This is a genomic window from Pseudomonas sp. ZL2, assembly GCF_054788455.1.
In genome coordinates this window covers 57912-77991 of sequence record NZ_JBGOGX010000001.1, presented here as the reverse complement: position 1 = coordinate 77991, position 20080 = coordinate 57912, and the positions used below count along the sequence as shown (strand labels likewise).

General features: G+C 63.6%; 15 protein-coding genes. 2 read left to right on the top strand and 13 right to left on the bottom strand.

Translation table 11 applies throughout. The features are described from left to right. Positions 1-42: 42 nt before the first annotated feature. From ABM562_RS00330 to ABM562_RS00270, 13 genes are all read right to left on the bottom strand, one after another. Positions 43-2814 (bottom strand): hybrid sensor histidine kinase/response regulator, encoded by a 2772-nt coding sequence (locus ABM562_RS00330; RefSeq protein WP_460420437.1) that lies wholly within the window; start codon positions 2812-2814, stop codon positions 43-45. A gap of 135 nt (positions 2815-2949) precedes the next feature. Beyond that, on the bottom strand, positions 2950-4245 hold the full coding sequence (gene purD, locus ABM562_RS00325; RefSeq protein WP_115088973.1) for a phosphoribosylamine--glycine ligase: 1296 nt from the start codon (positions 4243-4245) through the stop codon (positions 2950-2952). A 168-nt stretch (positions 4246-4413) separates the two neighbouring features. After that, a complete protein-coding gene (gene purH / locus ABM562_RS00320; protein ID WP_134064463.1) occupies positions 4414-6021 on the bottom strand; it encodes a bifunctional phosphoribosylaminoimidazolecarboxamide formyltransferase/IMP cyclohydrolase in 1608 nt (535 codons plus the stop codon). A gap of 82 nt (positions 6022-6103) precedes the next feature. Further along, positions 6104-6424, bottom strand: a complete 321-nt coding sequence (fis, locus tag ABM562_RS00315; protein ID WP_003186237.1) for a DNA-binding transcriptional regulator Fis — start codon at positions 6422-6424, stop codon at positions 6104-6106. Beyond that, positions 6421-7434: a tRNA dihydrouridine synthase DusB gene (gene dusB, locus ABM562_RS00310; RefSeq protein ID WP_460420434.1), complete on the bottom strand. Its 1014-nt coding sequence runs from the start codon at positions 7432-7434 to the stop codon at positions 6421-6423. Before dusB ends, fis begins: the two co-directional genes overlap by 4 nt. Before the next feature lie 213 nt (positions 7435-7647). Continuing rightward, positions 7648-8913, bottom strand: coding sequence for a DUF3426 domain-containing protein (locus tag ABM562_RS00305; RefSeq protein ID WP_233673517.1), 1266 nt, complete (start codon positions 8911-8913; stop codon positions 7648-7650). A gap of 40 nt (positions 8914-8953) precedes the next feature. Continuing rightward, positions 8954-9832 carry a 50S ribosomal protein L11 methyltransferase gene (gene prmA / locus ABM562_RS00300; protein WP_460420432.1) on the bottom strand — a complete coding sequence of 293 codons (879 nt, stop codon included), beginning with the start codon at positions 9830-9832 and terminating at the stop codon, positions 8954-8956. Between the two features lie 153 nt (positions 9833-9985). After that, positions 9986-11341, bottom strand: a complete 1356-nt coding sequence (accC, locus tag ABM562_RS00295) for an acetyl-CoA carboxylase biotin carboxylase subunit (RefSeq protein ID WP_038997371.1) — start codon at positions 11339-11341, stop codon at positions 9986-9988. 17 nt (positions 11342-11358) lie between these two features. Then, a complete protein-coding gene (gene accB / locus ABM562_RS00290; RefSeq protein WP_093376528.1) occupies positions 11359-11817 on the bottom strand; it encodes an acetyl-CoA carboxylase biotin carboxyl carrier protein in 459 nt (152 codons plus the stop codon). A gap of 99 nt (positions 11818-11916) precedes the next feature. Further along, positions 11917-12369, bottom strand: coding sequence for a type II 3-dehydroquinate dehydratase (gene aroQ / locus ABM562_RS00285; protein ID WP_045182308.1), 453 nt, complete (start codon positions 12367-12369; stop codon positions 11917-11919). A gap of 171 nt (positions 12370-12540) precedes the next feature. After that, a complete protein-coding gene (locus ABM562_RS00280; RefSeq protein WP_115088965.1) occupies positions 12541-14331 on the bottom strand; it encodes a protein-disulfide reductase DsbD in 1791 nt (596 codons plus the stop codon). Between the two features lie 164 nt (positions 14332-14495). Beyond that, the gene (locus ABM562_RS00275) at positions 14496-15275 is read right to left on the bottom strand and encodes a methyl-accepting chemotaxis protein (protein WP_415842512.1); all 780 of its coding nucleotides are present in this window, start codon (positions 15273-15275) and stop codon (positions 14496-14498) included. Positions 15276-16566: 1291 nt separating this feature from the next. Beyond that, positions 16567-18183, bottom strand: a complete 1617-nt coding sequence (locus tag ABM562_RS00270; protein ID WP_115088963.1) for a response regulator — start codon at positions 18181-18183, stop codon at positions 16567-16569. Positions 18184-18465: 282 nt separating this feature from the next. Here ABM562_RS00270 and ABM562_RS00265 point away from each other — a divergent pair, with 282 nt between their 5' ends. Both ABM562_RS00265 and ABM562_RS00260 read left to right on the top strand, forming a co-directional pair. Further along, the gene (locus tag ABM562_RS00265) at positions 18466-19539 is read left to right on the top strand and encodes a DUF2333 family protein (RefSeq protein ID WP_115088962.1); all 1074 of its coding nucleotides are present in this window, start codon (positions 18466-18468) and stop codon (positions 19537-19539) included. Between the two features lie 4 nt (positions 19540-19543). Then, the gene (locus tag ABM562_RS00260) at positions 19544-20080 is read left to right on the top strand and encodes an NUDIX hydrolase (protein WP_460420429.1); all 537 of its coding nucleotides are present in this window, start codon (positions 19544-19546) and stop codon (positions 20078-20080) included.

The following is a 20080-nucleotide window of genomic DNA, read 5'->3' as shown; positions in this document are numbered from 1 at the left end:
CGAGGCTCGCGGCAAGGGTGACGAGAGGGAAGTGTATGCGAATTACGGGGTCGGAATCTGACTTGATTCGGCTTCGCGGCGCGCTACCCAATGTTCGATCAGTTCACGCAGTTGCGACAGCTCAACCGGTTTGGACATGTGCCCGTCCATGCCCGCCAGGCGCGCGCGCTCCTTGTGCTCGGCGAGGATGTGCGCGGTCAGGGCTACCACAGGCGTGCGCCGGCGCTGGTTGCTGACTTCCCAGATGCGCAACTGCTGGGTGGCGGAAAAACCGTCGAGCACCGGCATTTCACAGTCCATCAACACCAGGTCGTAATGGTTGGCCTTCATCGCCTGCAAGGCCTCCTCGCCGTTGCTGGCGGTGTCTGGCTCCAGGCTCAACTTGCCGAGCATGCCGCGGATCACCTTGGTCGAGATGTTGTTGTCTTCGGCCACCAGGATGCGGAAATCGCTGGGCAGGTTCAATGGCGCTGACAGGCTGGCCTGCATCGGTATGCTCGGCTGGCCCTTGCTGCGCTGGGCCAGCTCTTCGGCCAGGGTGGTCTTGAGGGTGTAGCCGGCCACCGGTTTGGCCAGGATACGCTTGACCCCGGCATTGCGGGCGATGACCTTGCTCGGCGCATTGCTGATGCCGGTGAGCATCACCAGCAGGATGTCGTGGTTGAGGCTCGGGTCTTCCTTGATCTTCGCCGCCAGCTGCATGCCGGTCATGCCGGGCATGTTCTGATCGAGCAGCACCGCATCGAAGTAGTCGCGCAGGTGCGCCTTGGTGCGCAGCAGGGCCAGGGCTTCCTTGCCCGACGGCACGGCGCTGACGTTCATGCCCCAGGCGCTGCACTGCTGTACCAGAACCTTGCGGCAGGTGTCGTTGTCGTCGACCACCAGCACCCGGGCGCCGCGCAGCGGGCCGTCGAGGTCGGCGGGCGGTTGTTCGAGACGCAATGGGTCGAGCGGCAGGGTCATCCACAGGGTGTTGCCCATGCTGTGGCTGGTCTTGATGCCGAACTCGCCCTGCATCAGGGTGATCAGCTGCTTGGCGATCACCAGCCCCAGGTGGCCGCCGAGCTTGTTGCTGGAAAGGAAATGCTTGCTGTGCAGTTCTGCCTGCAGCAGCGCTTCGCGCTCACCCGGCGGGATCGGTTCGCCGCTGTCCTGCACGGCAATGCGCAGGCGCGGGCTGTCACCGCGTTGATCGAGGGCGACCACCAGCAGGATCTCGCCCTGGTCGGTTTTCTTCAGGGCGTTTTCCAGCAGGCTCAGCAAGGCCTGGCGCAGGCGTGTCGGGTCGCCACTGATGACCCGCGGCACCTGCGGCTGGGTGAAGCTGATCAGTTCGATGTTCTGTTGTTCGGCCTTGGCCCGGAAGATACTCAGGCAATCTTCGATCAAGGCATTGAGGTCGAACTGCACGTCATCCAGTTCGATCTGCCCGGATTCGAGCTTGGAGATGTCGAGGATCTCGTTGATCAGGGTCAGCAGCTCGTTGCCGGCGCTGTGGATGGTTTGCACGTAATCACGTTGCTTGACCGACAACGGGGTGCCGAGCAGCAGCTCGGTCATGCCCAGTACGCCGTTCATGGGCGTGCGGATCTCGTGGCTGATCTTGGCCAGGAACTCGGCCTTGGCATTGATTTCGGCGTTGCTGGCGGCCAGCTCGCGGCTGGCGCTGAAGCGTTCTTCACTGATGCGCCGCAAACGCTCGCTGACCGCGAGGTTGAGCAACAGGCCACTGACGCTGGTCAGCCCAAGGAGTATGAACAACAGCCATTGGGTTGGCGTGCGGGTCAGCCCAAGCAGGGCCGGCAACACCACCAGGCAGCCGATATTGAACACCAGCATGGCCACGGCGAACAGCCGCGCCGGGGCGTAGCCCTTGTACCAGTGGTAGCTGGACACCAGCAGCATGGTCAGGCTGCCCAAGGCCATCAGCGCGTAGGTCATCAGGTTCAGCGGCAGGGTATCGACGAACAACAGCAGCAGGCCGCAGAGCGCGACCACAAGCATTTCCACCTGCAGCAGGCGGCTCAGGCGCGGTTGTTCGCAGGGCGTGAAGAAGCGCAGGGTGAAGGTCAGGCCGGCCAGCGATGCCAACAGGGCGGTGAGGTAGGCCGCCGGTGTTTGCGCCGAATGCCAGAGGCTCCACCAGGGGCCGCTGAGGTTGAGCAAAATCAGCGCGCTGAGCAGCATCAGCGCATGGTAGACCGCCAGGGCCAGGCTGGTGCTGGAGCGTGAATAGGCGAAGCGGATCAGGTTGTGCAGCATCAGCATCAGCAGGCAGCCGAACAACAGGCCGAAGAACAGCGGCTGGCGCTGGTCGGCGGCGGCCTGGGCGGCAGGCTCGAGGCTGATGGCCGGACGCAGCTGGTGCTCTGACACCAGGCGCAGGTAGACGTCCAGCGGTTGCGCGCTGTTGGGCAGGGCCAGGACATGGTCGCTGCTGCGCAGGTAAGGGTCACCGCTGTCGTTCTGGCGACCGTTGTGGATCTGCTTGATCAGTCGATCGCCGTTGAGGGCGTAAAGGTCCAGGCGCGACAGGTCGGGGGCGAAGACCCGCAGCAGTTTTTCCTGCTGTCCGGGCTCCAGCCGGTAGTGCAGCCACAACGCCTGGTCGGGCGTGGCAGCGTTGAGTTCGTTGAGTTCGAGGGGGCTGAACTGGTTGCGGTAGCGTTCGGAACGTACATCGCTCAATTGCAGGCTGGCCTGATCGTCAAGCAATATCGCCCATCCACTGCCTTGTTCGGCCGCAGCCGGGAACAGGCAGAGCAGGGTCAGCAAGCTGACGGTGAGACCAATGGCAATCCTGAGCCAACGCAAGACGAAATCCCTTCTTAGCCAAATGCCGGATGGTAACTATGCGCGGCGCGCCAAGCCGAAGGCAAGGCCCATGGCGGGCCCTGTCGACGAGCCGGGGGCAGGACGCTTGCCGCGTCGCTGCCTCCAGGCACCTGTTTACTGCTGGTGTTCACCGCGTTCGCGGGCAATGGCGCGGTAGCCGATGTCCTTGCGGTAGAAGCTGCCGTCCCAGTTGATCTCGGCAGCCAGGCGGTAGGCTTGTTGCTGCGCGGACTCGACGCTGTTGCCCAGGGCGGTGGCGCAGAGCACGCGGCCGCCAGTGGCAACCACCTGGCCATCCTTGAGCGCGGTGCCGGCGTGGAAGACTTTGCCTTCGAGCTTCGCGGCAGCGTCCAGGCCATTGATCGCAGCACCCTTGCTGTAGTCGCCCGGGTAGCCACCGGCAGCCAGGACTACACCCAGGCTCGGGCGCGGGTCCCACTGTGCTTCGACCTTGTCCAGGGCCTTGGCGAAGGCGGCTTCGATCAGCAGCACCAGGCTCGATTCCAGGCGTAGCATGACCGGCTGGGTTTCCGGGTCGCCGAAGCGGCAGTTGAACTCGATGACTTTCGGGTTGCCGGCTTTGTCGATCATCAGGCCGGCATAGAGGAAGCCGGTGTAGACGTTGCCTTCCTCGGCCATGCCGCGCACGGTTGGCCAGATCACCAGGTCCATCACGCGCTGGTGCACGTCGGCGGTGACCACTGGCGCTGGCGAGTAGGCGCCCATGCCGCCGGTGTTCGGGCCGGTGTCGCCGTCGCCGACACGTTTGTGGTCCTGGCTGGTGGCCATTGGCAGCACGTTGTGGCCGTCGACCATGACGATGAAGCTGGCTTCCTCGCCGTCGAGGAACTCTTCGATCACCACGCGCGAACCGGCGTCACCAAAGGCGTTGCCGGCGAGCATGTCGCGTACGGCATCTTCGGCTTCGGTCAGGGTCATGGCGACGATCACGCCTTTACCGGCGGCCAGGCCGTCGGCCTTGATCACGATCGGCGCGCCTTTTTCACGCAGATAAGCCAGCGCTGGCTCGATCTCGGTGAAGTTCTGGTAGTCGGCGGTCGGGATCTTGTGGCGCGCCAGGAAGTCCTTGGTGAAAGCCTTGGAGCCTTCCAGCTGGGCTGCGCCCTTGGTTGGGCCAAAGCAGTCCAGGCCGCGGCTGCGGAACAGGTCGACGACACCGGCAACCAGCGGGCCTTCAGGGCCGACGATGGTCAGGGCGACATTCTTCTCGGCGAAATCGGCCAGTTGCTCCAGGGCGCTGACGTCGATGTCGACGTTCTCGCACTTGGCTTCAGTGGCGGTGCCGGCGTTGCCCGGGGCAACGAAGACTTTCTCGACCCGAGGGTCCTGAGCGACTTTCCAGGCCAGGGCGTGTTCACGACCGCCGCTACCGATAATCAAAATTTTCATGAAGGCTCCTTCGGAGAAGCTGCAAGCTGCAAGCTACAAGAAAAAGCAGCCAGTGCTGCCCTTTGCGTAGCTTGCAACTCTGAAATTTAAGGGGCTGCAACTGCAAGAGGATGCGACTCGATGCGCTTTTTCTTGCAGCTTGCAGCTTGGAGCTTGTCGCTGCTTCACTCAGTGCCGGAAGTGACGCATGCCGGTGAAGACCATGGCGATGCCGGCTTCGTCAGCGGCTGCGATGACTTCGGCATCGCGCATCGAGCCACCCGGCTGGATTACCGCAGTGATGCCCACTTTGGCAGCGTTGTCGATGCCATCACGGAACGGGAAGAACGCATCCGATGCCATGACCGCGCCCTGCACCTGCAGGCCAGCGTGCTCGGCTTTGATTGCCGCGATACGGGCGGAGTTGACGCGGCTCATCTGGCCGGCGCCGACACCGATGGTCTGGCGGTTTTTGGCGTAGACGATGGCGTTGGACTTGACGTACTTGGCCACTTTCCAGGCGAAGATCAGGTCGTGGATCTCTTGCTCGGTCGGCGCGCGCTTGGTGACCACTTTCAGGTCGCCCGCAGTGATCATGCCGATGTCGCGGCTCTGCACCAGCAGGCCACCAGTGACGCGCTTGAAGTCCCAGGCAGCGGCACGTTCAGCCGACCACTCGCCGCAGGCCAGCAGGCGTACGTTGGCCTTGGCAGCCACTACGGCGCGAGCTTCGTCGCTGACGCTCGGGGCGATAATCACTTCGACGAACTGGCGCTCGACGATGGCCTTGGCGGTTTCAGCGTCCAGCTCGCGGTTGAAGGCGATGATGCCGCCGAAGGCCGACTCGGTGTCGGTGGCATAGGCCAGTTCGTAGGCCTGGCGGATACCGCCTTCGGCGTCCGGGCTGACGGCCACGCCGCACGGGTTGGCGTGCTTGACGATGACGCAGGCCGGCTTGACGAAGCTCTTCACGCATTCCAGCGCGGCGTCGGTATCGGCCACGTTGTTGTACGAAAGCTCTTTGCCCTGCAGCTGTACGGCGGTGGCGATGCCGGCTTCGGCAGGCTTGGCCTCGACATAGAACGCCGCGCTCTGGTGCGGGTTCTCGCCGTAGCGCATTTCCTGGGCCTTGACGAACTGGCTGTTGAAGGTGCGCGGGAACTCACTGCGACCGGAGGTCGAAAGGCTCTCGGCAGCCTGGTTCACGGTGCCCATGTAGTTGGCGATCATGCCGTCGTAGGCGGCGGTGTGCTCGAACGCCTTGAGCATCAGGTCGAAGCGCTGGGCGTAGGTCAGGCCGCCGGCCTTGAGGTTTTCCAGAACCTGGCCGTAGTCGCTGGCGTTGACCACGATGGCGACGTCTTTGTGGTTCTTGGCCGCCGAGCGGACCATGGTCGGGCCGCCGATGTCGATGTTCTCGATAGCGGTCGGCAGGTCACAGCCAGGCTTGGAGATGGTGGCTTCGAACGGGTACAGGTTGACCGCGACCAGATCGATCGGCTTGATCCCGTGTTCGGCCATGATGGCGTCATCGGTACCGCGACGGCCGAGGATGCCGCCGTGGATTTTCGGGTGCAGGGTCTTGACCCGGCCGTCCATCATTTCAGCGAAGCCGGTGTAATCGGCAACTTCCACCGCGGCAACGCCATTGTCCTGGAGCAACTTGAAGGTGCCGCCGGTGGACAGGATCTCGACGCCGAGCTGTTGCAGCTCACGGGCGAATTCAAGGATCCCGGTCTTGTCGGAGACGCTGATCAAGGCGCGGCGGATCGGCAGGCGGGTAGTCTGGTCGGTCATTTCAGATTCCATAACGCGGTGGAGTCAGCAAAAAAGGCGACCTCATCGAATGGGAGCCGCCTTTTCTGGTTTGGATGCTTGCTTACAATAAATCGTACTGCTTGAGTTTCTTGCGCAAGGTGCCGCGGTTGAGCCCGAGCAGCTCGCTGGCCTTGGTCTGGTTACCCTTGACGTAGTTCATTACGCTTTCGAGCAACGGCGCTTCGACTTCCGAGAGCACCAGGTTGTACACGTCCGTGACGGCCGCGCCCTCAAGATGGGCGAAATAGTTGTGCAGCGCCTTTTCCACACTGCCGCGAAGGGTCTGACCCTCTTCGCTCGGCGTATTCAGGTGCTGTTTCAGGTTGACGTTGTCGCTCACGGGCGTTGTTCCACTCACTAAAGTCTCGGTCATCATCGTCATGCGGCCACCCCTTGTCCGTCCTCTGTCTCAAGGCTCTGTTCACGTTCGCTGAAGAAGCTGCGAACGTTGGCGCACTGCGCTTGCGTGTCTTCCAAACGGTTGAACTGGGCGCGAAACTCCTTGGCGCCCGGTAGCGTTGCCAGGTACCAACCAACGTGCTTGCGGGCGATACGTACGCCCATCACATCGCCGTAGAAGGCGTGCAACGCGGTCAGGTGCTCCAGCAGAATTCGTTCCACTTCGTTCAGCTGCGGCGCCGGCAGTTTTTCGCCGGTGCGCAGGTAATGCTCGATCTCGCGAAAGATCCATGGCCGCCCCTGGGCAGCCCGGCCAATCAGCAGACCGTCGGCCCCGGTGGCATCCAGCACCGCCCGGGCCTTTTCTGGCGAAGTGATATCGCCATTGGCAAAAACCGGGATCGACACCGCCTGCTTGATCGCCGCGATGGTGTCGTATTCGGCTTCACCGGTGTAGAGGTCGGCGCGTGTGCGTCCATGTACCGCCAGTGCCTGGATCCCGGCCTGCTCGGCGATCCTCGCCACAGTCAGGCCGTTCTTGTTGGCCCTGTCCCAGCCGGTACGGATCTTCAGCGTGACCGGCACGTCCACGGCGGCAACCACCGCGTGGAGGATTTCGCTGACCAGGGCTTCATCTTTCAATAAAGCAGAGCCTGCGGCCTTGTTGCAGACTTTTTTTGCCGGGCAGCCCATGTTGATGTCGATGATCTGTGCGCCGGCCTCGACATTGGCCCGGGCCGCTGCTGCGAGCATCTGCGCGTCACCACCGGCGATCTGTACCGAGCGTGGCTCGGGATCACCTTCGTGAATCATGCGCAGGCGCGACTTGCGGCTGTTCCACAGGCTCATGTCGCTGCTGACCATCTCCGACACCACCAGGCCTGCACCCATTCGCCGGCACAACTGACGAAAGGGCTGGTCCGTGACCCCGGCCATCGGCGCGAGGATCAGGGCGTTCTGCAGTGTGTATGGGCCGATGCGTACCGCCGACATAGGAGTTCCCTGTTGTGGGGCCGGATCATTAGAGTTCGAAAAAGGGTTGGCATGATACCCGCTCTCGGTGACCGGATAAAGATGGATTTGGATAAAATCTGAACAGTTGGCTTTAAGCCTCAAGCTGCAAGCTTCAAGCCGCAAGTAAAAACGGATCAGCGTATGGGGCTGCTTTTCCTTGTGGCTTGAAGCTTGCAGCTTGCCGCTCGCCTGTTATTCCGGGGACCGGAATGACAGGCTGTAGTTGACTGCCTTGGGGCCCGGGTCGAGGATGTCCAGGGCGATGTGGATCGGCGTCTGGCTGGGCATTTCGCCCTTGCCGGCCAACTCGCCGCTGAGGTACTCGGTGGGCTTGAAGCGGCGGCTGGCGATCAACTGGCCATTGAGGTCGGCAAAGCGCAGTTCCAGCAGCGGGAACGGCTGGGAGAAGGGCGCACGGTTGTAGATGATCGCGTCGACGATCAATGCACCGTTGAAGTCCGGGTGGCTGCGCACCACCAGGTTGCTGCTCTTGATCCGGGCAATGTCGACCCGCGACGGCACCTGGCAACCGACGGTCGGGCAGATCGTCTGGAACCATGGACGGTAACGGTCCTGGCGGGCCAGTTCGTCGAACTGGTACCAGATGTACTGGCCGGCCAGCGCCGCGGCAGCCAGCAGGATCAGCAAGATCCACAGCAGGCGCTTGCCCCAGTTGACCTTGGGTTTCTGCCAGCCGAGCTGAATCGGGTCGTCGACCAGGTCGAGCAGCGGCTCCTTGCGGTCAGCGCGGCGGCCGCTCGGGCCCAGGCCTGGTTCGCGGCGTTCGACCAGCTCAGGCTCGGGGCTGTCCAGGTCGTCGTCAGGCTCCCGGGCCGACAAACGTTCGCCGGGCAGTTCGTCATCATCGGCATGCAGCGGCTGCGCGGGTGGTGCCGGGGCATCGAGATCGTCGTCGAGTACATCCAGCGACAGCGAAGGCTCGGTGCGCTCGCCCGGTGCCGGCGCGAGGTCCAGGGCTTCCTGTTCGATCAGCGGTGGCTGTGGCTCGTCGAGCTCGGCAATGAGTTGTTCGCGCTCGGAGGCCGGGCTGCTGAACAGGCTGTCGGGCCAGTGCTGGTCGTCCTGCTCGGGGCTGTCGCGGTGCGCGCTGAGGCTGTCTTCGCGCGGGGCGGCGGCCTTGAACTCGGTCGTCGGCTGGATTTCGCGCTGTTCCAGGCGCGCCAGTTCCTGATCCAGATCGAGCTGGTCGAGGTCCAGTTCTGCGGCGCTCCACTCGTGCTGGCTGGGCGCTTGCGCGGGCTCCACCACAGGCTCGACCGGCGCCGGCTGCGCAGGCGGGTTCTGCGCCGCGCTTTGCTCCAGCAGTTGCCGGGCGGCGTTGAACACTTGCAGGCAGGCGCCGCAACGCACCACACCGCGGGCCACGCTCAGCTGATTGTGGCTGACGCGAAAGCTGGTCTGGCAATGCGGGCACTGGGTGACGAAACTGTCGGTCATGCGGCGGTCCGGGTTATGCAGAAGGTTATTCTAGGCGCACTTAGCGGCGGCGACCACTGATGCGTACCCAGCCATCGCGTACGGCGATCGGGTCGAGGTCGAAGTCCTTGGCGTAGGCCGCGGCGACTTCACCACCCTGTTCGGCGAGAATCCCCGACAGCGCCAGCAGGCCACCCGGACGTACCAGCCCGGACAGTTGCGGGGCCAGCGATACCAGCGGGCCGGCCAGAATGTTGGCAACCAGCACGTCGGCCTGCATGGCCGGCATGTGCTCGGGCAGGTACAGGGCGAATTTCTCGTCGGCGATGCCGTTGCGCCCGGCGTTGTCGCGCGAGGCTTCCAGGGCCTGCACGTCGATGTCGGTACCGACCGCTTCGCGGGCGCCCAGCAGCAACGCGGCAATGGCGAGGATGCCTGAACCGCAACCGAAATCGAGCACCTGAGTGCCGTTCAGGTCCTGGCCGTCGAGCCATTCCAGACACAAGGCGGTGGTTGGGTGGGTGCCGGTGCCGAAGGCCAGGCCCGGATCAAGCAGCAGGTTGACCGCCTCGGGCTCGGGCGCCGCATGCCAGCTTGGCACGATCCACAGGCGCTGGCCGAAACGCATCGGCTGGAAGTTGTCCATCCAGCTGCGTTCCCAGTCCTGGTCCTCGATGACTTCGGCCTGGTGCTCCGGCAGTTCGGCGCCGGTCAGCAACTGCAGGTGGGCGAACACCGCGCTGGCGTCGGTATCGGCTTCGAACAGTGCCAGCAGATGGGTATGCGACCACAGCGGGGTGGTGTTGAGGTCCGGTTCGAAGATCGGCTGATCTTCGGCATCCATGAAGGTGACCGAAACGGCGCCTACTTCGAGCAGGGCATCTTCATAGGTTTCGGCTTGTTCCGGGCTGATGGCCAGACGTACTTGCAGCCAAGGCATGGCGGGCACCTTTGGAAAAATCTACAGGGGCAGCCCGAGGCTGCGAGAAGCCCGCCAGTTTACTTGAGTACGAGGGGTTTGTGGGAACCCTGTGGGAGCCCCAAAAAAAGACCCCGGTCACGGGACCGGGGTCTTTTTTACATCACTGCCGAATCACTCCTGGTTAGCCAGTTTGTGTTCCAGATAGTGAATGTTGACGCCGCCTTTGCAGAAACCTTCATCACGCACCAGGTCGCGGTGCAGCGGGATGTTGGTCTTGATGCCGTCGACGACGATCTCGTCCAGGGCATTGCGCATGCGCGCCATGGCTTCGTCGCGGTCCTTGCCGTAGGTGATCAGCTTGCCGATCAGCGAGTCGTAGTTCGGGGGAACCGCGTAACCGCTGTACAGGTGCGAATCGACGCGAACGCCGTTGCCACCCGGGGCGTGGAAATGCTTGACCGTGCCTGGGCTCGGGATGAACTTCTTCGGGTCTTCGGCGTTGATCCGGCACTCCAGGGAGTGACCACGAATCACCACGTCATCCTGGGTGAACGACAGCTTGTTGCCAGCGGCGATGCTGAGCATCTCCTTGACGATGTCGATACCGGTGACCATCTCCGAAACCGGGTGCTCCACCTGAACACGGGTGTTCATTTCGATGAAGTAGAAACTGCCGTTTTCGTAGAGGAACTCGAAGGTGCCAGCGCCACGGTAGCCGATCTCGATGCAGGCATCGACACAGCGCTTGAAGACTTCCTGGCGGGCTTTCTCGTCGATACCTGGAGCCGGTGCTTCTTCCAGTACCTTCTGGTGGCGGCGCTGCAACGAGCAGTCGCGGTCACCCAGGTGCACGGCATTGCCCTGGCCGTCGGACAGGACCTGGACTTCCACGTGACGTGGGTTGGTCAGGAACTTCTCGAGGTAGACCATCGGGTTGCCGAACGCGGCGCCGGCTTCGGTGCGGGTCAGCTTGGCCGAGGCGATCAGGTCCTCTTCCTTGTGCACCACGCGCATGCCGCGACCACCACCGCCACCGGCGGCCTTGATGATCACCGGGTAGCCGACTTCACGGCCAATGCGCAGGGCTTCTTCTTCGTCTTCCGGCAGCGGGCCGTCGGAACCCGGTACGGTCGGAACGCCGGTTTTGATCATCGCGTCCTTGGCCGATACCTTGTCGCCCATCAGGCGAATGGTGTCGGCTTTCGGGCCGATGAAGGCAAAGCCGGAGTTCTCGACCTGCTCGGCGAAGTCGGCGTTTTCCGCGAGGAAACCGTAGCCTGGGTGAATGGCGGTAGCGCCGGTCACTTCGGCCGCGGCGATGATCGCCGGGATGTGCAGGTAGGACTGGCTGGCCGAAGCCGGACCGATGCAGACCGACTCGTCTGCCAGGCCCAGGTGCATCAGTTCGCGGTCAGCCGTGGAGTGTACGGCGACGGTCTTGATGCCCAGCTCTTTGCAGGCACGCAGGATCCGCAGGGCAATTTCCCCGCGGTTGGCAATCAGGACTTTTTCCAGCTTCGCAGACATCGTTGGCTCTCCGCGGTTCAAACGATGGTGAACAGCGGCTGGTCGAACTCAACCGGCTGACCGTCTTCTACCAGGATGGACTCGATCACACCGCTGGTTTCAGCTTCGATGTGGTTCATCATCTTCATGGCTTCGACGATGCACAGGGTGTCGCCTTTCTTCACGGTCTGGCCGACTTCAACGAAGGCTGGCGAGGCAGGCGAGGCTTTGCGGTAGAAGGTACCGACCATTGGCGAACGGGCAACGGTGCCGTTCAGTTTTGGTGCGGCGGCTTCGGCTGGAGCGGCGGCAGCGGCCGGGGCGGCGGCTGGTGCGGCAACAGGAGCGGCGACTGGAGCCGGAGCGTAGTACTGCTGGGCTGGAGTCTTGCTGTGGCGGCTGATCCGTACGGATTCTTCGCCTTCCTTGATCTCCAGCTCGTCGATGCCAGACTCTTCCAGCAGTTCGATCAGTTTCTTGACTTTACGGATATCCATTAATCATCAACTCCCAAGGTTCGGTCAGGGGCGTAAATATAAAAACGTGTTAGCAAACGTTTCTTGTGAGCCCCGGCCTTACAGGCCAGGTTCTCGTCATCAGGGCTTTGCGTTAGCAGCCAGGTGTTCCAGGGCAGACTCCAGGGCCAGGCGGTAGCCAGTGGCGCCCAGGCCGCAAATCACTCCTACGGCGACATCAGAGAAGTAGGAGTGATGGCGAAAAGGTTCGCGTTTGTGCACGTTGGACAGATGCACTTCGATGAATGGGATGCTCACCGCCAGCAACGCGTCACGTAATGCGACACTTGTATGTGTGAAAGCCGCCGGATTGATCAGAATGAAGTCCACGCCTTCGCTGCGCGCCGCGTGGATACGGTCGATCAATTCGTACTCGGCATTGCTTTGCAGGTACTGCAGGTGATGGCCGGCGGCGCGGGCGCGCTGCTCCAGGTCCTGGTTGATCTGGGCCAGGGTCACGGCGCCATAGACGCCCGGTTCGCGGGTGCCGAGCAGGTTCAGGTTGGGGCCGTGGAGCACCAGTAGCGTTGCCATCTGTGGTTCCTTTTTATCGTTAGGAAACTTTGCGCGGCGACTATGCCGTAAACCGGCGGGCACTGTCCAGTTGCCGGCAATAGCCAGCACGATGACCGATATTCACGCTAAATATGTGACTAGTTTATTAATTTCGGTCATCGAAGCCGGCTTTTTAGCGGCCAGAGGAAGTTATAGACCCAGATCGGCGCGAATGCGCGTCAGATGCTCGGCGAATTCGCCGGCGTTTATCTCGCCAACTAGCCGATCGGCGCTGATTTCGCTGCCGTTCGCGGCAAAGAACAGCAGCGCAGGCGGGCCGAACAGTTGGTAGCGGTCGAGCAGGGCACGCTGCTCGGCATTGCTCTCGGTAATATCGAAGCGCAACAGCTTGTAATCCTTGAGCTGCGGCTGCACCGCCGGAGCATTGAGTACTTCGTGCTCGATCACTTTGCAGCTGATGCACCAGTCGGCATACCAGTCCAGCAGCACCGGCTGGCCGGCGGCCTTGGCTGCGGCCAGCGCGCTGTCCAGCGCCGCCGGGGTGGTGATGGTCTGCCAGTCGCTGGCGCTGCTGGCCTGGGAGGTTGCGCCGGTGCTGGCAATCCCAGCCTGAGGCAGCGGACGCAGCGGGTCGGTCTGCCCGCTCAAGGCACCGTACCAGCAGGCCAGGGCGTAGAACAGCAGAGCCAGGCCAAGCAGTTGTGCCAGGCGCTGGCGGGTGGTTTTCACGGTGAACTCCAGGGCGCCGAGGAACACCGCGGTACCGGCGGCCAGCAGGCCGACCAGCAACAGCGTAACCTGCCCCGGCAGCACGCGGCTGAGCAGGCCGATGGCCAGGCCCAGCAACAGTACGCCGATAGCGTTTTTCACCGTCACCAGCCACGGTCCGCTTTTTGGCAGCCAGGCAGCGCCGCCAGTGGCGATCAGCAGCAGCGGCGCACCCATGCCCAGGCCCAGGGCGAACAGTTTCAGCGCGCCGCCCAACGCGTCGCCACTGGCGCTGATATACAGCAGCGCGCCGGCCAGTGGCGCCGACACGCACGGCGATACCAGCAGGCTGGAGAACACCCCGAGGATCGCCGCACCGATCAGCGAACCGCCCTTGGTCTGGCCCACCAGGCGCTCCAGGCGGCTGCTGATGGCATGGGGCAGCTTGAGCTCGAACAGGCCGAACATGGCCAGGGCGAACAGCACGAAGAACAGCGAAAACGGCACCAGCACCCAGGCCGACTGCAGGCGCGCCTGCAGGTTGAGGCCGGCGCCGAACAGGCCCATCAGCGCGCCCAGCAGGGCGAAGCAGGCGGCCATTGGCAGTACATAGGCCAGCGACAGGGCAAACCCGCGCACGCCGCCGACCTGGCCGCGCAACACCACGCCGGAGAGGATCGGCAGCATCGGCAACACGCACGGCGTGAAGGTCAGGCCGACGCCGGCGAGGAAGAACAGCAGCAGGCTTTTCCAGTCCCAACCGGCTTTGTCGGCGGCGTCAGCGGCTGGCGTCGCACTGCCGGCGGCGCCATCGATGCTCAGTCGTGCGGTTTCCGGCGGGTAGCACAGGCCCTTGTCGGCGCAGCCCTGGTAGCCCACCAGCAGGGTGAAGGGGCGTTGTTCGTTGGCCGGGCGGGGGATCTCGATGTCGAGGATGCCGTGGTAGACCTCGACATCGCCGAAGAACTCGTCGTGCTTGGCTTCACCGGGCGGAATCTGCGCGGTACCCAGGGCGATGTCGGCAGGTTCGCTGCGGAACTGGAAACGGTGGCGGTACAGGTAGTAGCCGTCGGCGGCGACGAAGCGCAGCTTCAGGGTTTGTCCTTCATCCTGCACCAGGCTCAGCTTGAAGGCTTCATGCACCGGCAGAAAATCGGCGCTGTTGTTCAGCGACGCTGCGCCCAGGGTGGCGCTGGGGCGATTGTCGAGCAGGCCAGCGCCGACGGCGGGCAAGGCCAGGAGCAGAAACAGGAGGCAAAGCAGGCGGCGCATGGCGGTCTCGCAGGACAAAAGTGCCTGCATGATAACGGACTGAGCCGCTACGTGCAGTTGCGCGGCGCCTGCATCGCTGGCAAGGCCAGCTCCCACAGGTTCGGAGTACACACATCCCCTGTGGGAGCCGGCCTTGCCGGCGATGGTGGCGCCACCGTCTCGGATCAGAGTCGAAACGCCCGCACCGCCGTATTCAGCTCTCCCCCCAGCCTGAGCAACTGCTCACCCTGCTCACGGCCTTCACCAATACGCTGCAAGTTGTCTTCACCCAACCCATGAATCCGCTCGCTGTGATCGCGAATTTCGCTCACCGCGCCGCTTTGCTGGGCGGTGACATCGGCAATCCTTACCGCCGTGGCAGAGATGGTCTGGATCGCCGCGACAATTTCATCCAGCGCGCCATCCGCGGCCTGGGCCTGATCGGCGGTGATTTGCGCATGTTCGAGCTGGGCGCGCATGCCTTCAACCGATTCACGAGCAGCCTGCTGCAAGCGACCGATCAACGTCTGGATCTCACCGGTAGCGCCGGTAGTGCGTTGCGCCAGGGAGCGCACCTCTTCGGCGACCACGGCAAACCCACGACCCATTTCTCCGGCCCGCGCCGCCTCGATCGCGGCATTCAGGGCCAGCAGGTTGGTCTGTTCGGCAATCGAGCGGATCACCGTCAGCACGCCGCCGATGGTTGCCGACTCTTCGGCCAACTGTTCGATACTCTGCGCGTTGCCCTGCACCTCGTCGACCAGCGCCCGCAGCCCGGTCAGGCTCTGGCCGATCACTGCCTGGCCTTGCTCGACCGCCCGCCCGGCATCGTGGCTGGCGTCGGCAGCCTGACTGGCATCGCCGGCCACCTGGAGGATGGTCGCCTCCAGCTCGCCCAGGGCATCGCGGATCTGCGCGGTATCGCCGGCCTGGCGTTCGGCGCCATCGTGCAGGGCGCTGCTCATGCCGGCCAGGGCATGGCTGCTGCCGGCGACCTGCTCGGCGTTGTGGCGGATGGTGCCGACCAGCTCGACCAGATAAACACGCAGGCGGTTGAGCGAGTCCTGGATGTCATGCATTTCACGGTTGCTCCTGCCCAGGGCAATGGCCTGGCTGAAGTCGCCCTCAGCCCAGGACGACAGCGCCGGCGCCAGGTTGGTCAGCACCCGTGCCAGGCGTCGTTGCAGGGTGTCGATGAGCAGGGCGATCAGCAGAATCAGGCCGATCATCAGGCCCTGGATCACCCGCACTTCGCCCTGAATGGCGGCATGCTGACTGCGCACACTGGGTTCAAGCTCGGCGATGGCCTGCTGTACGGCGGCGATGCGCTCGAAGGTGCTGCTCGCCAGTGCGCTACGCTGCTGGATCTGCTCGCGGGTACGCTGCAGTTCGCCCGGGTAGCGCTTGATCAGGCTGTTGAGCTCGCGCTTGAGCGCCACACCGTTGTCTTCGGCCTCGGTGCTGGCCTGGGTTTCCAGGCCCATCAGGGCGGCAAAGTCATCGGCGCTCGAGGCGTTGGCGGCGGTCACGCCCAGCAGCGGCAACTGATCGAGCAGTTGGGCCTGGGCGGCAATCTGCTGCAGTTCGCGCTCGACTTCGTCGGCCAGTTCGCTACGGCCGCTGCTGACCAGTTTGTCGCGGGCCAGGGACAGCCGCGACAGATGCAGGGAGGCATTGAACAGCGCCGGGGCGTAGCGCCCGGCGTCGGCACGGGTGCTGCTCTGGGCATAGTTGGCCAGTTGTTCGAGGCTGGCGCCCAGTTCGCGTTCGGCCTGGAGCAGCAGGGCCTGGGGATCGCCGGCCAGTTTGCCGGCGCCAAGCAGTTCGTTGGCGGTGAAGCGCTGCAGGTTGTCCAGGCTCGGGCGCAGGCGCGCCGAAAGGTCTGCCGGCAATTTTTCGAGTTCGCCCTGCAAGGCTGCGGTGGCCTGCAGCGCCGTGGCATGGCGCAGGGCGTCGCCGCTGCTCAGGTAGTCCTGGATATTGCGTGCCGCCTGGTTCTGGAATTGCTGCGACAGCGACAGGTAGCGCTCCATCAATAGATAGGGGCGCTCCAGGGCGCGCTGCGACCACCACAGGGTCGCGCCCAGGGCGATGCACACGGTAACCAGCAACAGGGTATTGAAATTGGTGAGCAGCTTCAGGCGCATGTCCGGTGTCTACCAACGGCCGAATGGTAAGCGCCTGAAGTTATTGCGTTTTTATGACCAGGTTATGACGAAGCGGGCAGGTCGGTGAAAAAAAACTGGCACATTGCCTTTATGCTTCAACCCGCTGTACGCAATTGCGCCCGGCACCCTTGGCCCGGTACAGCGCCTCGTCGGCGGCGGTAGCCATGCTCAGGGCATCCAGGCCTTCGCTCAACTGCACAATCCCCGCGCTGAAGGTGCAGGACAGGTCGCGGGGCTGGGCCGGGTAGTGGATCTCGGCAAAGCGCCGACGGATTTCATCGAGCACCTTGTGCGCCGAGCCCAGGTCGGTGTTGGGCATGACGATGGCGAATTCTTCACCGCCATAACGGCCGATGAAGTCGGTCTTGCGCAGGCGCTGTTTAAGAAACAGCGCCAGGCTCTTGATTACCCGGTCGCCCATGGGGTGGCCGTGGCTGTCGTTGACCTTCTTGAAGTGGTCGATATCGAGCATGGCGAAGCTCAGCGGCTGTTCTTCGCGGCGCGCGCGAAAGCTGCAGTCTTCGAGCAGTTGCAGGATGTGGGTGTGGTTGTACAGCCCGGTGAGGCTGTCGCGAACCATGCGCGCCTTGAGATTGCGCGCACGGGCAGCGCGGTTGCGCACGGTGGTGATCAGGTGCCGCGAGCGGATCGGCTTGGTCAAAAAGTCATCGCCGCCTTCGCTCATGGCGTCGAGCTGTTTATCCAGGTCGTCCTCGGCCGACAGGTAGATGATCGGCACGCTGACATATCGGTCGTTGTGGCGGATCACCTTGGCCAGCTCCGTGCCGGTGCAGGCGGGCATGTACATGTCGAGGATGATCAGGTCGGGCTGGAAGTCGGCAAGCTCGGCCATGGTCTGGATCGGGTCGATCAGGGTGCGGGTGACGATCCCGGCGCTGTTGAGCAGGCGCTCGGTGTGCAGGGCCTGGGCCCGCGAGTCGTCGATGATCAGCACTTTGAAAGGCTCGTACTGGGTGACGCTGGTCAGCAGCTCGACTTTCTCCAGCAGGCTCGAGGCCTCCAGGGTGCCGGTGAGAAATTCCTGGCCGCCGGCGCGCACGGCGGCCAGGCGGGTCGGGGTATCGGTTTCGTGCAGGCTGAAAAACAGCAACGGCACCCGCTGTTCCAGGCCCTGCTGGGCCTGGGCGGCCAGTTGCAGGCCGACACCGGGGCCGGTGAAGTCGACGTCCATGACGATCGCCGAGGGTAGTCGCTCGCTCATGGTCGCCTGGAAGGCGGCGGCGCTGTACAAGGCCTGTACACCCAAGCCGAAGAATTCCAGCTGCTGGGCCAGGCGTTCGGCGCGGTCGTGGTCCTGGAGCATGATGTACACCGGCTTGCGCAGCGGCGGCAGCGGTACTTGCTCAAGCTGGTCGCCCTGGCGCAGGCCGGTGCGCGACAGGCGCTGCATCAGCCGGTTGAGTTCGCTGATCAGTTGGCTGCTCAGGCGCGCGCTGTTGGCCTCGACCGCCTCCAGGGCATGACCGATGGCTTCGGCCAGCTGGCTATGCTCGGGCTGCTCGAAGCGCTCGGCATAGCGTTGCAGGCGCAGGTTGGCTTCGCACAGCTCACCCAGGTCGCCAGTGGACCACTCGCTGCGCTGCAGGCGCTGCCAGATCTCTAGGATTTGCCGGGCCTGATGGATGACCCGCTGGGCAAAGTGTTGCTTGAGGCGCTCACGACTGGGGTCTTCTGGCTCGGTCATGTCCTGACTACTTATAAGGGTGAGGCTGAGGTCGAGTGATGGCTCTATGCTAGCACCACTTTCCCGGCAATCGAGTGCCTTGTATCAATTAACTGTACAAGTCCGTTTATTCATTTGCTGACCCAATAGTCGCTTATGCGAAGCGCCGTGCTTGATTTATAGTGCAGCGATACTTGCCGACCCCGGCAGGTGGCGCGCGGCACAAAATGCCCATCGCGCTGGCACGAAGCCCGGGGGTTGCGGTCGAACCCCTTGAACCGACGTGACTGAAAGGACAACGCCATGCTGGACTGGAAAAACCGTACAGGCAAAGCCGAGGCGCGTGAGCGGGTCGAACCGCGCACTGCCGCTACCCGCAGTTATTTCGGCGGGTTGCTGTTCAGCCGTGCCCTGGGCTCGCTGATCGGCCTGTACCTGCTGGTGTGCGTGGGCCTGGGCTGGTACTGGAGCGCCGAGCCCGACCTGTTCCCGGTGCAGCAGAACGCCCAGGCGGCTGCAGAAAAGACCGGCAAGCAGATGGTTGTCGGCTACACCACCATCGAAACCCTCAAGACCGTGGCCGGTACCCTGCTCAACAAGCCCGGTGGCTACATTTCCAACGACCGCTTCCCGCCAGGCCTGTGGATGGACAACATGCCCAGCTGGGAATACGGCGTGCTGGTCCAGGTGCGTGACCTGAGCCGCGCCCTGCGCAAGGACTTCGCCCGCTCGCAGTCGCAGTCCACCGAAGACGCCGATCTGGCCAAGGCCGAGCCGCGCTTCAACTTCGACAACAAGAGCTGGATCCTGCCGTCGAGCGAATCCGAGTTCCAGGAAGGCATCAACTCGCTGACCCGCTACCAGAACCGCCTGTCCTCGCCGGATCAGCAGGGCGCACTGTTCTACACCCGCGCCGACAACCTCAACAACTGGCTGGGTGACGTCGCCACTCGCCTGGGTTCGCTGTCGCAGCGGCTGTCGGCCAGCGTCGGCCGGGTCAAGCTCAACAGCACCCTGAAGACCGAATCGGTGCTGCCGGGCCAGGTGCCGCAACTTGACGAAGAAGTGGTCGAGACTCCGTGGCTGCAGATCGACAACGTGTTCTACGAAGCCCGCGGCCAGGCCTGGGCGCTGTCGCACCTGCTGCGCGCCATCGAGGTCGACTTCGCCGATGTGCTGGCGAAGAAGAACGCCACGGTCAGCGTGCGCCAGATCATCCGTGAGCTGGAAGCCTCGCAGGAACCGCTGTGGAGCCCGATGGTGCTGAACGGTAGTGGCTTCGGCATGTGGGCCAACCACTCGCTGGTAATGGCTAACTACATTTCGCGGGCCAACGCTGCGGTAATCGACCTGCGTCAACTGCTGACCCAGGGCTGATCCGGTGTCGATCTCCAAGCAGGAGGCGGCGCACCGCGCTGCCTCCGATCGCGAACGGATCGCCTGGGTCGACGAAAACGACCGGTTGCTCGGCGCCTTGCCCCGCGCCGAGCTACGCGAACGCGGGCTGATCGGGCGCGGCACCTACATCCTGCTGTTCAATTCCGTTGGTGAGCTGTGCGTGCACCGGCGCACCGAGAGCAAGGCGATCTACCCGGGTTACTGGGATGTCGCCGCCGGTGGCATGGTCCAGGCCGATGAAAGCTTTGCCGAGTCGGCGGCCCGCGAACTGGAAGAAGAGCTCGGGGTGGGTGGGGTCGAACTCACCGCCCACGAGTGCTTTTTCTTCGACCAGCCCGGCAACCGGCTCTGGTGTGCAGTGTTTTCGGCCGTCTGGGACGGGCCTTTGCGCCTGCAACCGGAGGAGGTCAGCGAGGCGCGCTTCATCCCCGTCGATCAGGCCCTGGCCGACAGCCGGCAACAGCCATATTGCCCCGATTCACTGGCCGCTTTGCAGCGCTACATCGACCGTCAAGCCTGA

Excerpts from the sequence above, each read along its gene's own strand:
- purD (WP_115088973.1), bottom strand. The coding sequence starts at position 4,245 with ATGAAAATTTTGATTATCGGTAGCGGCGGTCGTGAACACGCCCTGGCC.
- purH (WP_134064463.1), bottom strand. The coding sequence starts at position 6,021 with ATGACCGACCAGACTACCCGCCTGCCGATCCGCCGCGCCTTGATCAGC.
- fis (WP_003186237.1), bottom strand. The coding sequence starts at position 6,424 with ATGACGATGATGACCGAGACTTTAGTGAGTGGAACAACGCCCGTGAGC.
- dusB (WP_460420434.1), bottom strand. The coding sequence starts at position 7,434 with ATGTCGGCGGTACGCATCGGCCCATACACACTGCAGAACGCCCTGATC.
- ABM562_RS00305 (WP_233673517.1), bottom strand. The coding sequence starts at position 8,913 with ATGACCGACAGTTTCGTCACCCAGTGCCCGCATTGCCAGACCAGCTTT.
- prmA (WP_460420432.1), bottom strand. The coding sequence starts at position 9,832 with ATGCCTTGGCTGCAAGTACGTCTGGCCATCAGCCCGGAACAAGCCGAA.
- accC (WP_038997371.1), bottom strand. The coding sequence starts at position 11,341 with ATGTCTGCGAAGCTGGAAAAAGTCCTGATTGCCAACCGCGGGGAAATT.
- accB (WP_093376528.1), bottom strand. The coding sequence starts at position 11,817 with ATGGATATCCGTAAAGTCAAGAAACTGATCGAACTGCTGGAAGAGTCT.
- aroQ (WP_045182308.1), bottom strand. The coding sequence starts at position 12,369 with ATGGCAACGCTACTGGTGCTCCACGGCCCCAACCTGAACCTGCTCGGC.
- ABM562_RS00280 (WP_115088965.1), bottom strand. The coding sequence starts at position 14,331 with ATGCGCCGCCTGCTTTGCCTCCTGTTTCTGCTCCTGGCCTTGCCCGCC.
- ABM562_RS00275 (WP_415842512.1), bottom strand. The coding sequence starts at position 15,275 with ATGAGCAGCGCCCTGCACGATGGCGCCGAACGCCAGGCCGGCGATACC.
- ABM562_RS00270 (WP_115088963.1), bottom strand. The coding sequence starts at position 18,183 with ATGACCGAGCCAGAAGACCCCAGTCGTGAGCGCCTCAAGCAACACTTT.
- ABM562_RS00265 (WP_115088962.1), top strand. The coding sequence starts at position 18,466 with ATGCTGGACTGGAAAAACCGTACAGGCAAAGCCGAGGCGCGTGAGCGG.